Raw genomic sequence first — 13,500 nt, 5'->3', positions numbered from 1 at the left:
GCGACTGGCTAGCTAGGACCACGACGTGCGCCTGGTACTCGCGGATTTCCCTGGCCGTGCCCCTCCTCGGCGGCGGTGGCGAGGTGCCGTAGCACCAGCTCGTCGGCCGCGGACGGTGGGAACTGCCAGTCCGTCGTCGAAGACCAGCTCAACAGTGCGGTCTCCCATGCTCGGCAAGCTACCCGAACGGGATGGGCGGCTGGCTGCGCGAGCCGCGGCCGATCGACGCGTAGTGCCCGAACTCGGGAACTGATTCCCAGAGTTCATCCAAGTTCTTGCTTGGCTTCAGGTGAAGCTCTTCGGAGAACGACTCGCCCGTCCTCTCATCCCGAACCGTGTGAAGACCTGTTCCGTCTTCCCGGAATTCGTCCTCCTCAATGCGCTCACACTGCGACATTCCGAGATATTCGGTGGAGTCCCCGTAGTCGTAGGTCGTGATGCTTCTCAAGAACAGCAGTTCTTTTGTCGGGCCGAAAGTGTAGGTCATCTCGACGCGGTTGTACTCATCGAAGAAGTACACGCGCACATGCCCGCTCCGAAGGGCAAGTTCGACGACACGGTTCACACGGCCCACGGCATCGTTGAAGGAGACGACTGCATAGGGCTCGCCTGCATCGTGAAGGCGCTCTGCCTCTTTGACCGTCAGCGGCTTGATCGGCTTGGCCAACCGTTTGTTCCAACGCTGGCAATACACCAAGGACATAGCTGACAAGCACCTTTCGCTACGTGTAGACGCGCCCCGCCACATCCCGGATGACGATGTCCAATTCTTGCGCGTGCTCGATTATCTCATCAGGGATGGGACGGTGTTGCACAGGGACCTCGAGGATCATGTCGCCTTGGAGCGGTTTTCCGTCGAGATCAGGATACTTGTTGCTACGGATGATGGTGTCGGGCTCATACTTATTGATGATTTCATCCAAGTAGCTGCGAGCTGTCTTGGGGTCGACGCCAGCCATCTGCGTATGCTTTCGGGAAACAATTTCCTTACCCGGTACATACGAATCGAGGCGCTTCCCATTAGAGAGGTGCACTTCGTTGGCCGGATAGCGTGCGTAATTCTCATTGTTGAACTTGTTGCCTCGGAAGAAATTGTCCCTGACCTCCTGCGGGAGGTCCTTCCAGGCGAACAGCCAGTGACTGTCGAGCCTTCCAGAACCGTTCGGGTTCATCAGGCGTTGCCCCGTCGGACCAACAGGTATCACGCCATTAGGTGTTGCCAGGCTCGGGCCTGACAAGTTGAGGCGTATGCCCTGAAAGGAATTCTTGAAGCCGCCTGCGTCTTTGATGTTCTTGTACGTGCCAGCGCCAGCTCCGAAGGCACCACCTACCAGGGCGCCATAAGTACCGGCTTCCCGAGCATGGTCAATGCTGTAGCCGTTCTGGAGTCCTGCGGCGTTCTTCAGCGGCTGGGCGACGGCAAGGTCGACGGTGACGGATTCGACGCCGCCGAAGGCAACGCCCACCATGGTGGTTGCGGCGAGTCGGGCGACACCTGTGGAGACGGAGACTCCGAGGGTGGCAGCCATGTCGACGATGGTGGTAGCCGCGGCGGCGGAGGCGCCACTGGCGAGTCCGGCCGTGAGCAGGGACAGGCCGATGCCGGCCACGATCACTGCAGCGGTGATCTCGAGCTGCGTGTCGATCTGGCTCTTGGCTCCGCTGATGTCGTCGGCGAAGTCATCCAGCGCCTTGGCCATCGACCGGGAGGCGTCCTCGAGATCCTTCAGCCAGCCCTTGTTGCCGTGGTGATAGCGACGCCAGAACTCATCAAAGGCTTCGACCGAGTCACCCTTGTTCTGGGTGATGATGTCCTGCGCCTTGCTATTCGTGGCGCCTCGTACACCATGGACCTCATCGGCGAAGGTACGCCAGGCGTCGGCCGCTTCCCTGAGCTTCCCCTCATCGGCGTCGGGCCACCACATGCCGAGCGCCTCGACGAGGTACTCCTTGGCCTCCTCGAACGCCCCCATCAGTGACCGGCCTTGCGGTCCACCCCGGTGAAGAGACTCTTGACGAGCTCGTCGTTCTCGATATGCCCGTCAGCCATATCCTTCATGGCATCGTGGATGCTGGCCAAGCCCTCCACCAGGATGCCAACGGCCTTCTCGATCGAGGCGCGGTTCGGCACATAGGCGTCCCGGAACTGATTGCCCTGCTCATCCCCGCCCCACGGCGACCCGAGGCTGTCCAACTTCGTCTGCAAGGTCTTCGCCGCAATGCGCAGCGTCTCACTCTGGCGATAGAAGACGGGCGCGGCGTCCTTCAGGTCGGACATCGATATGTCCATGACCTTACTCTTGCCCACTACATTCCTCCCCGTCACTGTCCGCACTGGACAAGTGACGGTACATCATCAACCCCCCCAACACACAAGGAAGTTCAGACCGACGGCCAGGGCGTGATCGGAGATGGCCGAAAAGCCTCCGCCCGACTCCCTGGCCTCGCAAGGTGGATCGCCATGGTCGGTATCAGGAGGAATCAGCAGGCTGCCGCATAGCCAAGGACGATCGAGGCCGCTGGGCATCCCATTCAAGGATCACCGCGGCGCCCCGGGCAGACGGGGCGCGCCGTCTGCGCCGCGTCCGTGGATGAGGAAGGCGCTGTACGGCATGGATGCGCAGCGTCATGCCATCCTCGGCACACGTTCGTAGGCCCAGGAGTCCTAGCTCAGACACCAGCCGCAAAGTAGCCGGATGGTCACGTCCTCGCCGCTGTGGCGGCCTGTTCGCCGTGCTCCCGCAGCATCCGCATGACGGTGGCGGGCGAGGGGTGCTGGCCCTTCTTCGTGCCGGTGGTGATGACGAGGCGCTTGGCGATGTCGCGCAGGCTCATCTCCTGGTCGCGCAGGTGGAGGGCCATGGACAGCATGTCGTCGTCGGTGACCCCGGCGCCGCCGATGGTCTTGCCGCGCTTCCGCGCGCTCTCGTGGCCTTCGAGGGTGCGGTCGCGGATGTACTCGCGTTCCATGCCGGACATGGCGGCGAGGACGGTGAAGACGATGCCGGACGGGTCGTGGGAGCCCTTCAGTTCTCCGGTGAGGAATTCCAGGCCGACGTCGCTCGCCTTCAGTTCCTCGGCGAGCATGGCGAGTTCGATGCCGCGGCCGAGCCGCTTGTGCTCGTGGACGACGAGGGTGACGGCGACGCCGGAGGAGCGGATCTCCCCGGCGAGCTTCACGGCGGCCTCCAGCTCGGGGCGCCGGGTGGCGCGGGTGGAGATCTTCTCCGAGAAGACCCGGGTGACCCCGGCCTCGGTGAGGGAGTCGAGTTGTGCGTCGAGGGACTGCCGGGCGGTCGAGGCGCGGGCGTAGCCGAGGCGGACGTGGCCGACCGGTTCGGCGCCGGCGCGCACGGGCCGGGGCAGTTCGGTCCATGCCGAGCCCGGTTTGCGTACGGCGGGGGTTAGCACGCTGAGGGCCTTGGCGAGTTGTGGCACGAGGCGGAAGCGGGCGGTGTGGTACTGGATGGCCACCTTGTTCTTGCCTGTGCGGCATGGGGAGCCTGCGGGGGCGGCGCAGGTGGACATCGGGCAGTCGTGCGATTCCACGCGCTTGAAGTCGTCGCTCACGACCCCGGACTGTTTCATGAGGGTGTTTCAGGCGTCCAGTCGTTTGCAACGACTCATGAAACATGATCGCCACAGGTGGACGACCTCGCGGCCGGGTGTTTCATGAGCGGCCACCTATGAAACACCGGCCGCCGTCTCGTCGGTGCTCTACCTGAGCCGCTGCCCGTTCTCGTCGACGCACAGTTCGTCGAGTAGCGCGTCTGCCTGTTCGTGCGGGTATCCGGCGCAGTGCACGGCGACGCAGAACTGATATCGCGTCACGCCCTGCACGATCCACTCGGGCTGGGTTGGCAGGAATCCCTTGGCGGCGTCAGCGCTCGTACGGATGCACGCCGCGTTCAGCCGATGCAGCGCCGTCAGCACCGGCAGCTCGGGCGAGCCGCCGGGCGGGACGGTGGCGCGGAAGCTGTAGCGGCCCAGGCAGTTGAGGTTGGCGTGCTTGAGCGGGGAGAGGCGGGCGACGTCCTCGTCCCGGACGTCGTGCTCGCGCTCGTCGGCGGGCAGGGCCCGCAGGGGCGGGGCGCTGGGGAATCACCTGGCTGCCGCCCGCTAACCGGTGCCCGGCACGATCTGGTGCGGGCTGGTGTGGGAGAGGCGATGAAACGCCTGTCGGCCAGGTACGCGTAACCGGGGGGCCGGAGACTTTGGTAGTGGCTCCGGCCCCCCGTCGGGACTGTATTCGTTCCGTCGCTCCCGTGACCGGTGCGTTACACCGTCAGGGGCGACGGGTCAGGTCCCACTGTTGGTTCTTCCCTCCTTTGCACTTCCACTGGATGACGGGGGCGTTGTCGGCTTTGCTGGCGCCCTGCACGTCGACGCACTTGTTACCGGACAGCGGCTGGGTGAACAGGGGAGTCGTTCGCATGCGCGCCGGCTTGAAGGTGAATGTCTGGTTGCGGGCGCCGACGCAGGTGTACTGGTCGAGCTTGGCGCCATTGGCTGTGCTGGCTCCGTGGACGGTCAGGCACTTGCCGCTGTTGATGTTCCGCAGGACGACACTGGCGTAGGACCCGTCTCCGCCGGACATCTCCATGCGCCACTGCTGGTTCTTGGCGCCGCTGACGCACCGGTACTGGTTGACGGTTGCGTTGTTGGCGTGGCTGGCGCCCTGCACGGTCAGGCACTTACCGCTGTGCCTGCTGATCACCTTCCGGACGTTCTGGTCGAGCTGTGCCGAGGCCGCAGCGTTGCTGCGGGGGGATTCGGACACGTTGGCCGCAGCACTCGGCGCGCCGCTGGCCAATGTACCCAGGACTGCGGCTGCCGCCACCCAGAGCGGTACGGCTGCGGAGTTCTTGAATCGCGTGGTCATCCGACGCCCACCCACTTCTGGTTGTTCTTCTTGTTGCATGACCATGCGATGACCGGTGCGTTGTCCGCCTTGCTGGCGCCCTGCACGTCCAGGCACTTGTTCCCCTGGGTACGGCTGGGGGTAATCGGGCTCTCGCGGTGCGGAGCCAGGGTGAACCAGGTCTGGTCCGGTTCACCGTCGCAGGTCCGCTGGACCGCGGGGGTGCCCTTGGCAGTGCTTCCCCCTCGCAGGGAAAGGCACTTTTGGCTGCTGAAGTTGACGAACCGGCGGCTGATGCCTCCCATGAAGTATTCGATCCACCACTGGTTCTTGGCGCCGCTGACGCACCGGTACTGGTTGACGGTTGCGTTGTTGGCGTGGCTGGCGCCCCGCACGGTGAGGCACTTACCGCTGTGCTTCACCTTGAGGTAGTAGATGTTGTCCCGCCCTGCGACAGGGCGCAGTGTGGTGCCCTCTCCGAGACCGGCCGTCTCTCCCGACACCGACACGCCCCGAGACGCTGTCGTGCTCGCCGACGCGCCACTGTCGGCATGAGGCAGGGCTGTGGCCGAGCCGGGAAACGCCACGGCAGCAGCCGTTCCCGCCACTGCCAATGCAGTGAGCAATGTGCGCATGTGCTCGTACTCCTCTTGTTGAAACATGTCCCACCTGTCGGCGGGGGTGGCCGCGGTTCACGGCGCTGACGCCCCCCACCCGCGGTCCGCGCAGTGCCTGTTGCTTCGAGCGCTGGCGGACGGCGAGGGCTGTTGCGCGCTCGCCAGGCATAGAGTCTTTGCCGCTCGTGGGTGTTCAGCAGCCCGTCATCGTGGGCGTGAACAAAAGCGCGGTCGGCGTGGGCGGTACGGGAGTTGACTCGGGGACGGCTGTTGTGGCACCGCGAAGCCGTGGTCGGATAGACGGTGGGGGCTGACAGGGAGAATGGCATGGGGCGTCGTGAGAAACAGGTGGATCCGGCGGCGGGCCCGGTACAGCGGTTCGCGTTCGAGTTGCGCACGCTGCGGCAGGAGGCAGGTGCGCCGACGTACCGCGTGATGGCGCAGCGTGCGGGGTATTCGGCGGCCGCGCTGGCGACGGCTGCGGGAGGCAAAAGGCTGCCGACCCTGGCGGTAACGCTGGGATATGTGAATGCCTGCGGCGGAGATGCGGAAGAGTGGGAGCGCCGCTGGCATGCCGCGGCACAAGACGAGGCCGCACTCCCGGCGGACGAGGATGAGGCGGAGCCGCCCTACCGTGGCTTGGCTCGCTTCGAGGCTGACGACCAAGACCGCTTCTTCGGCCGCGACCAGCTCACCGACGCACTCCTGCAGCTGGTGCGTAAGCACCGGCTGGTCGCCGTCTTCGGCCCCTCGGGCAGCGGCAAGTCCTCCCTGCTGCGTGCCGGTCTCATCCCACGATTACAGAACGCGACGGACCCGGCCCTGCGCCCAGCAACAATCCGGATCCTCACTCCTGGATCCCGGCCGCTACACACCTGCGAGCAGATATTCGAGTCGGCCGACGGGGAGGGGGAGACCTGGCTGGTGGTCGATCAGTTCGAGGAAGTCTTCACTCTCTACCACGACCCCGATGAGCGGAACCTGTTCATCAACCGGCTGCTGGCTGCCCGTGCCCCCGCCCGCAGGCTGCGGGTGGTCCTGGGGGTACGGGCGGACTTCTACAGCCGCTGTCTGCAGCACCGCCAGCTGGCCGAAGCGGTGCGTGACGCCAGCATGCCAGTGGTGCCGATGAGCCCTGCCGAGCTGCGCGAAGCCATCGTCAAACCAGCCGCAGCTCACGGGCTGATCGTGGAGCGCTCCCTGACCGCCCGGCTGGTCGAGGAGACAGCCGACGAGCCCGGCGGTCTGCCGCTGATGTCCCACGCCCTGCTGGAGACCTGGCGTCGCCGCCGCGCCCGTACCCTGACGATGGACGCCTACGAGGCATCCGGCGAAGTGACCGGCGCGCTCGCGCGCACCGCAGAGGACCTGTACACCCAACTGCCCGACGAGCACGCCTGCCTGGCGCGACGCATCCTGCTCCGCCTGATCACCCCCGGCGACGGTGTCCCCGACACCCGCCGCCCCATCCAGCGCGCGGAGCTCGATACGGGCGATACGGCCGGTACCGCCCACGTGCTGGACCGGCTGGCCCGCGCCCGTCTGATCACCCTCTACCACGACACCGTCGATCTGGCCCACGAGGCTGTGATCATCGGCTGGCCCCGCCTGCATGCATGGATCGAGGATGACCGCGAACGCCTGCGCTGTCACCGCCGGCTCACCGAGGCCGCCCAGACATGGCAGGAACTCGACCGCGACCCCGGCGCCCTATACCGCGGCACCCGTCTTGCCACCGCCGAGGAACACTTCCCTCACGCCCACGACCACCATGACCTCACCAACCTGGAACGTGCCTTCCTCACCGCCAGCGTCACCGCCCGCGTCCAGGAACAGCAAGCAGCCGCCCGCGTTACCAGGCGGCTGCGCCGGTTCACCGTGGCCCTCTCCGTCCTGCTCGTGCTTGCCCTGATCGCAGGTTTGACCGCCTGGCAGCAAAGCCGTACCAGCAGCCGAGAACGCGACCGTGCGCTGACCGCGCAGCGCGTGGCCCTGTCCCGGCAACTAGCCGCGCAGTCCACCGGCCTACTGGACAGCGAACCCGACCTGGCCTCTCTTCTGGCTGTCCAGGCATATCGGACCGCTCCCACCCCAGAGGCCACCACCAGCCTTTACTCCGCCGCCGATCTCCCCATCCAAGACCGTCTCACCGGCCACACCCAGCTTGTACGTGCGGTGGCGTTCAGTCCGGACGGGCGGACGCTGGCCACCGGTAGTAAAGACCAGACGGTGCGGCTGTGGAACGTGGCTACCGGCAAGCTACGGACCAGATTCACCGGTCACACCAAATCAGTCGCCGCGGTGGCGTTCAGTCCGGACGGGCGGACACTGGCCACCGGCAGCGGCGACAAGACGGTGCGGCTGTGGAACATGGCTACCGGCAAGCTACAAGCCAGATTTACCGGCCACACCGGAGAGGTCACGGCGGTGGCGTTCAGTCCGAACGGGCGGACACTGGCCACCGGCAGCGACGACAAGACGGTGCGGCTGTGGAACATGGCTACCGGCAAGCTACAAGCCACCCTCACCGGCCACACCAATGACATCAACGCGGTGGCGTTCAGTGCGAACGGGCGGACCCTGGCCACCGGCAGCGACGACAAGACGGTGCGGCTGTGGGACGTCGGCGCCCGCAAGACGCGCACCACCCTCTCCGGCCACACCAGAGAGGTCACGGCGGTGGCATTCAACCCGGACGGGCAGACCCTGGCCACCAGCAGTCAAGACAAGACGGTGCGGCTGTGGAACGTGGCCACTGGAAAGCTACGGGTCAAATTCACCGGCCACACCGATGACATCTACGCGGTGGCATTCAGCCCCGACGGGCGGACCCTGGCCATCGCTAACTACTCGGCGGTGCGGTTGCGGAACGTGGCTACTGGCAAGACGCGGGCCACCCTCACCGGCCACACTGGCCCGATCTATGCCATGGCGTTCAGCCCGGACGGGCAGACTCTGGCCACCGGCAGTCACGACAACACGGTGCGGTTGTGGGACTTCGATGCCCGTAAGGCGCGCACCACCCTCACTGGCCACACCGATGTTGTCTCAGCGGTGGCGTTCAGCCGCGATGGGCGCACTCTGGCCACCGGCAGCTGGGATAAGACGGTGCGGTTGTGGGACGTCGGTGCCCGCAAGACGCGCACCACCCTCACCGGCCACACTGGCCCGATCTATGCCATGGCGTTCAGCCCGGACGGGCAGACTCTGGCCACCGGCAGCGCCGACAAGACGGTGCGGCTGTGGAATGGGGCTACCGGCAAGCTACAAGCCACCCTCACCGGCCACACCAATGACATCTTCGTCATGGCGTTTAGCCCGGACGGGCGGACGCTGGCCACCGGCAGCGCCGACAAGACGGTGCGGCTGTGGAATGGGGCTACCGGCAAGCTACAAGCCACCCTCACCGGCCACACCGGAGAGGTCACGGCGGTGGCGTTCAGTCCGGACGGGCGGACGCTGGCCACCGGCAGCGACGACAAGACGGTGCGGTTGTGGGACGTCGGTGCCCGCAAGACGCGCACCACCCTCACCGGCCACACCGATGTTGTCTCAGCGGTGGCGTTCAGCCGCGATGGGCGCACTCTGGTCACCGGCAGCTGGGATAAGACGGTGCGGTTGTGGGACGTCGGTGCCCGCAAGACGCGCACCACCCTCACCGGCCACACCAGCGAAGTCTCTTCTGTGGCGTTCAGTCCGGACGGGCGGACCCTGGCCACCGGCAGCGACGACAGAACGGTGCAGTTGTGGGACACCAGAACCCGACACCCCCGCACCGCCCTCACCGGCTATGCCAATACCGTTGCCGCAGTGGAGTTCAGTCCGGACGGGCGGACCCTGGCCACCGCCAACTACGACAAGACGGTGTGGCTGTGGAAGCTGGACCTACCTACCCCGGACGAATCCATCCGCAAGATCTGTCACGCCATCCACCGAAACCTCACACCGCTGGAGCGCTCCACATACCTGCCGGCCCACCCGCCCCGCCCCATATGCGCCCCTCGATAATGCTGGCGGGGTGTGGGTTGAGGTGTGGGAGTAGGGGTGGGCTGGGGTGTTGCAGGTCGAGTGAGGAATCTCGACGGAACGTCGAACTCTCCATGCGATCGAGTGAATCCCCGCTCATCAGTGCCGCAGGTCAGAAGATGATGGCCTATGCAGAAAGAACTCACGGGAGTCCCGACAGCGGGCGACCGTAGGTACCCCTGACCGCCCACCTATGAAACGGCCGGACAGTGCGGGGCGCGCGTCATCGTGTCTCCGTGGTTGATCGGTCGGCGGCGTCCGCCGGGGTGCAGGGGCGGGGCACCGTGAGCCCCAGGTCGAGGCGCTTGTCCATGTCCAGCCGGAACGTGCCGTACGGGTTGACGTTCGACCAGAACAGCGCGGTCAGGCCGCGCCTGTCCTCATCGCCCAGCTTCTTCGCCCACGCCGGTTTGGCCAGGACCTGCTGCATCAGCAGCGTGTTGACGTGCACGAGCGCGGACTGGAGCAGGTGCAGGGCGAGCATCGACGTCTCGGCGTGCTCCTTGTCCGGGCCGGTCAGGGCGCCGTCCTTGCCGTAGTGCAGCACGGTGTTCGCACTGTTCCAGTTCTCCACGACCTGGAGCCCACCGTGGATCTCCCGGCGCAGGCCGGGGCTGGCCAGGTAGTCGCAGGCGAAAACCGTACGCACGGCGCGGCCGAGTTCTTCGAGAGCCTGGTAGGTGGGGTGCTTGGGGCCGCCGCGGGTGAAGCGCCGCAGCACCTGCTCCGCCTCAGCGGTGCCGAGCCGGAGCGCGGTCGCGTACTTCACCATCTGGTCGTACTGCTGCTCGATCAGCTCCCAGCGGATCGGCCGCGTCAGCGAAGCGCCGAGCGCCGGCCAGCCGGGCGGGGTGTCGTCCGGGCGGTACAGGCGGATGCTGCCGATGTTCTTCAGCCGCGGCAGCAGACGGAAGTTGAGCAGTTCGGTGAAGGCGAACCCGACCACGCTCGCGCCGTGCGTGTCGACGTAGTTCGACTCGATCTCGGCGTCCGTGCAGTGCCGCAGCAGGCCCTCGATCATCGCAGCGACCTCGGACGACGAACAGCTCTTGAGCTGGGAGTAGATGCAGACGTTCTTCCGCTCGACGTGCCAGTAGATCATCACGCCGTTGCCGCCGTAGCGGGCGTGGTACTCGGTCATGAAGTTCGACGACCAGGACCCGAACTTCTTCGAGTCCGACGCGCACGCGGTGCCCTGGCCCCACCAGGCGGCATCACGGGCGGCGAAGGTGCCGTTCACCAGCTTGGTCACGGCGGCACGGAGGTTGTCGACGGTGATGAAGTGCCGACGCACGTGCCGCAGCGCGGCCTCGCTCTCGCCGTGCTCGCCAGTCGCCACGATCGCCCGGATGCCCATGTTCGTGCCCAGGGCGAAGAGGGCCAGCAGCAGGCGGCGCTGGAGCACGTCGCGGTCGATGCGCTCGTACGCGGCGACCGAGGAGAACTCCTCGGTGAAGCCGGTGAGGAAGTCGGAGTTCTTCAGCACGTCCAGGAGGTCCAGGACGCCCCACCGTCGTACGACCTCGTCCTTGAGGGCCTGGAGGCCGGTGGGCTCGGCCAGCGGTTCCAGCTTCGGCACGGTGATCCACGGCTCGCCCTTGCGGGTGGTGACCTTCACCCCGCCCGCACTGCCGTCCGCGAGCGCGCCGGACAACTGATCCAGGCCCGCGGTCATGCGCTTCTTCAGGTCCGCGATGAACGCCCGCGGGTTCAGCGGCTGCCGGATCGCGGCGTAGTGCACGGCGCAGGTGGCCTCGAAGTCGCCGGGCAGATCGTCCTCCGGATTGCGCCAGCGCGCGGCGCCCTCGACGTAGATCTCCCGGCGCCGCACGGCGTCCCGCAGCGCGACCAGGACGCACAGCTCGTACGGGATGCGCTCGACCTTGCCCTTGTCGTCGACGACCGCCTCGCGCCAGTCCTTGCGCACCACGCCGTCCATCGGCACGTCGTCGCCGGCGTCGTAGAAGCGGGTCTTGCCATCGACGTCGGCGTACTTCTTCAGCAGCTCCATCGCGTCCATCACCGGCCGATACGCGGTGTTGTTGCACTTGAAGCCCAGAGTGTTCAGCAGCGGCGGCAGCATCTGCCGGTAGTACGAGCTGTACGACGACCGCAGCGTGGTACGAACCTTGGCCTTGAACACCTTCTCGTTCGCCTTCGCCTCCGCGACCAGGTCGCGCAGCGTCTTCTCCCCGACCACCGGATACAGCGCCGTACGCACAATCTCATCGGGCCGCCCAAGCGCCGCGTCCGCGAGCTTGAAGAGGATGCCTTCCTTGCCGCGGACCTTCTTCAGCTCGGCGGTGAGCTGCTTCTCCACCCACCGCTCGGCACGTGCGTTGATCTTGTGGACCAGGGCGACCAGCAGATCGACCAGGGCGTCGGTGATCTCCGCCTGACGAGACGAGCACAGCGCCGCGAGCAGGGTGATCCGTACATCCCCCGCTGTGTCACGGAAGTCCGAGGGGTACATCTTGATCGCCCTCGCCCGCCACGCGGCCAGCAGCTTCTCCGAGCAGTCCGTGAACAGCCCTTCGGGCAGCCCGAGCTTGCGCACGTCGTTGAGCTTGGTGATCTCCGTCAGCAGGGAGTCCAGGCCGACCGCGCCCGGGTCGCGCTTGAGCGCGGCCAGCAGCGCGGTACCCGCCTCGTTGTCCTCAACCACCAAGGACAGCAGCCGAGCCGTGCCCGCCTCACCGAGGCGGCCGATCGTGCGGGCGCAGAACGTCTTCTCCCACTTGCCGCGCGCGGCGACGAGGACCTTATCGACCCGGGTACGGCCCGGCGGCTCGATCTTCCGGGCCCGGCACTCGACCAGCAGAGCCTCGCGCTGCCGGTCCTCCACCAGCTCGACCGGGCAGACCTCCACGGCCAGCCACTCGGCCAGCGCCTTCTCGTCCGCGACCGTCGACGGCCGGAATCCCAGGGCCTCGCGGATCTGCTTGCGGTGGTACTCGGCGGTCCGGCCGACCAGCGTGTACTTCGTGAAGTCGGTGGCCGGGACCTTCACCAGATCGGCGACGTACTCCACTGCGGCCGGCGGGACCTCTTCCAGCACATCGGGGAACCGGCCTTCCAGCTCGAAGAACTTCAGCAAGAGGCTGAAGCCAAGCCGGGTCGTCCCGCTCTTGTTCGCCACCAGGTCCCAGTCGCCGTCTACCAGCGTCCAGTTCGCCAACAGCTCCTCTGGCGACCACTCTTGCCGCACGCCCGCCCCTTTTGCCTCGATCACTCGATCAGACCAACGACGACGCCCAGGATGGGGAAACGGGGCTCGTCCGGCTACCCGCGACCTACTTTGCGGCTGGTGTCTGAGCTAGGACTCCAGGGCCTCGTACCACCGCGACGTTCACCTCGAGGGATCGAGTCCCGGTTCACCCGACACGTGCTCGATGACGATGCTCCCGCGGGCGCGGTCGATCGGCAGTACCCCGCCGGATACCGCGACCTACAGGACCGTGGCATTTCCCGTCTGCGGGGACTCCCCAACGTCCGCCCCTGCGCCCTACAGCACTGTCTGCCGCCGGACGGCTGTCAGTGGCCGTCGCCCATCATGACGGTGGAAGTGGTCGGATGCTCCTGGCCCCGCCAACTCCTCCACCACAGACTTGACCCGGCTGGTCATGCGTGTGATGCACCGTTGATCACGCTCGAGTACCCCGGGCACCTGCTCGCGGAAGGTGTGACAGCAGCCGTGCGTGGCAGACCAAGCGCCGCACCCGCACGCGGACCACCACGCGCCGACCGTCCACCGGCACATCGGCCACCGTCCGCTTCCGCCGCCCTGAAAGGGGCAGTCGCTCAGGTCCTCTGCTGCGCGCCCCTGAGTGCGCCCGTTGCCCGCAGCGACGCCGGTATCGCCGTCGGCGTCGCACCACCTGCCGGCTCCTCGACGGACTCGTGCTCGATCGTCGTCTCGCTCACTTGGCGTCTCCCCTTGATCAGCAGATCCGCCGTTGATTAGCGCCTCTGTGTGTCAAGCAGCTTCTGCAAGTT

At 66.5% G+C, this 13,500-nt stretch carries 9 protein-coding genes and 1 pseudogene; 1 reads left to right on the top strand and 9 read right to left on the bottom strand.

Annotation, left to right across the window (positions count from 1 at the left end; all coding sequences use genetic code 11):
- Positions 1–178 precede the first annotated feature (178 nt).
- The 6 genes from ACTWQE_RS15250 to ACTWQE_RS15225 all read right to left on the bottom strand — a co-directional run bounded on the left by ACTWQE_RS15250 (position 179) and on the right by ACTWQE_RS15225 (position 5,370).
- Entirely contained in the window at positions 179–703 is a 525-nt protein-coding gene (locus ACTWQE_RS15250; protein WP_443329469.1) for a hypothetical protein, read from the bottom strand.
- Between the two features lie 19 nt (positions 704–722).
- Complete coding sequence (locus tag ACTWQE_RS15245) at positions 723–1,973, bottom strand: WXG100 family type VII secretion target (protein WP_443329468.1); 1,251 nt, start codon at positions 1,971–1,973, stop codon at positions 723–725.
- Positions 1,973–2,278 carry a WXG100 family type VII secretion target gene (locus tag ACTWQE_RS15240; RefSeq protein ID WP_443329467.1) on the bottom strand — a complete coding sequence of 102 codons (306 nt, stop codon included), beginning with the start codon at positions 2,276–2,278 and terminating at the stop codon, positions 1,973–1,975. The genes ACTWQE_RS15245 and ACTWQE_RS15240 overlap by 1 nt, the downstream gene beginning before the upstream one ends.
- Positions 2,279–2,700: 422 nt before the next feature.
- The gene (locus ACTWQE_RS15235) at positions 2,701–3,570 is read right to left on the bottom strand and encodes a recombinase family protein (RefSeq protein ID WP_443329466.1); all 870 of its coding nucleotides are present in this window, start codon (positions 3,568–3,570) and stop codon (positions 2,701–2,703) included.
- Positions 3,571–4,285: 715 nt separating this feature from the next.
- Positions 4,286–4,882 (bottom strand): RICIN domain-containing protein, encoded by a 597-nt coding sequence (locus tag ACTWQE_RS15230; protein WP_443329465.1) that lies wholly within the window; start codon positions 4,880–4,882, stop codon positions 4,286–4,288.
- Entirely contained in the window at positions 4,879–5,370 is a 492-nt protein-coding gene (locus ACTWQE_RS15225; RefSeq protein ID WP_443329464.1) for an RICIN domain-containing protein, read from the bottom strand. The genes ACTWQE_RS15230 and ACTWQE_RS15225 overlap by 4 nt, the downstream gene beginning before the upstream one ends.
- Positions 5,371–5,805: 435 nt before the next feature.
- On the opposite strand from ACTWQE_RS15225, the gene ACTWQE_RS15220 reads away from it, so the two are divergent.
- The gene (locus ACTWQE_RS15220; RefSeq protein WP_443329463.1) at positions 5,806–9,486 is read left to right on the top strand and encodes an nSTAND1 domain-containing NTPase; all 3,681 of its coding nucleotides are present in this window, start codon (positions 5,806–5,808) and stop codon (positions 9,484–9,486) included.
- A gap of 241 nt (positions 9,487–9,727) precedes the next feature.
- On the opposite strand, the gene ACTWQE_RS15215 is transcribed toward ACTWQE_RS15220, so the two are convergent.
- The 3 genes and pseudogenes from ACTWQE_RS15215 to ACTWQE_RS15205 all read right to left on the bottom strand — a co-directional run bounded on the left by ACTWQE_RS15215 (position 9,728) and on the right by ACTWQE_RS15205 (position 13,428).
- Positions 9,728–12,712: a Tn3 family transposase gene (locus tag ACTWQE_RS15215; RefSeq protein WP_443329462.1), complete on the bottom strand. Its 2,985-nt coding sequence runs from the start codon at positions 12,710–12,712 to the stop codon at positions 9,728–9,730.
- Between the two features lie 363 nt (positions 12,713–13,075).
- Positions 13,076–13,289, bottom strand: a pseudogene (locus ACTWQE_RS15210) (ISL3 family transposase); the annotation flags it as partial.
- Positions 13,290–13,305: 16 nt separating this feature from the next.
- Positions 13,306–13,428, bottom strand: a complete 123-nt coding sequence (locus tag ACTWQE_RS15205) for a hypothetical protein (protein WP_443329522.1) — start codon at positions 13,426–13,428, stop codon at positions 13,306–13,308.
- Positions 13,429–13,500: the final 72 nt, after the last annotated feature.

The organism is Streptomyces sp. 8N706 (assembly GCF_052245415.1).
In the GTDB taxonomy this organism is placed as follows: domain Bacteria; phylum Actinomycetota; class Actinomycetes; order Streptomycetales; family Streptomycetaceae; genus Streptomyces.
Note: the sequence above shows the minus strand (reverse complement) of the source record. Positions and strands in the feature narration are given on the sequence as shown.

Coding starts and splice junctions, on each gene's coding strand:
- ACTWQE_RS15250 (WP_443329469.1), bottom strand. CDS start 703: ATGTCCTTGGTGTATTGCCAGCGTTGGAACAAACGGTTGGCCAAGCCG.
- ACTWQE_RS15245 (WP_443329468.1), bottom strand. CDS start 1,973: ATGGGGGCGTTCGAGGAGGCCAAGGAGTACCTCGTCGAGGCGCTCGGC.
- ACTWQE_RS15240 (WP_443329467.1), bottom strand. CDS start 2,278: ATGTCCGACCTGAAGGACGCCGCGCCCGTCTTCTATCGCCAGAGTGAG.
- ACTWQE_RS15230 (WP_443329465.1), bottom strand. CDS start 4,882: ATGACCACGCGATTCAAGAACTCCGCAGCCGTACCGCTCTGGGTGGCG.
- ACTWQE_RS15220 (WP_443329463.1), top strand. CDS start 5,806: ATGGGGCGTCGTGAGAAACAGGTGGATCCGGCGGCGGGCCCGGTACAG.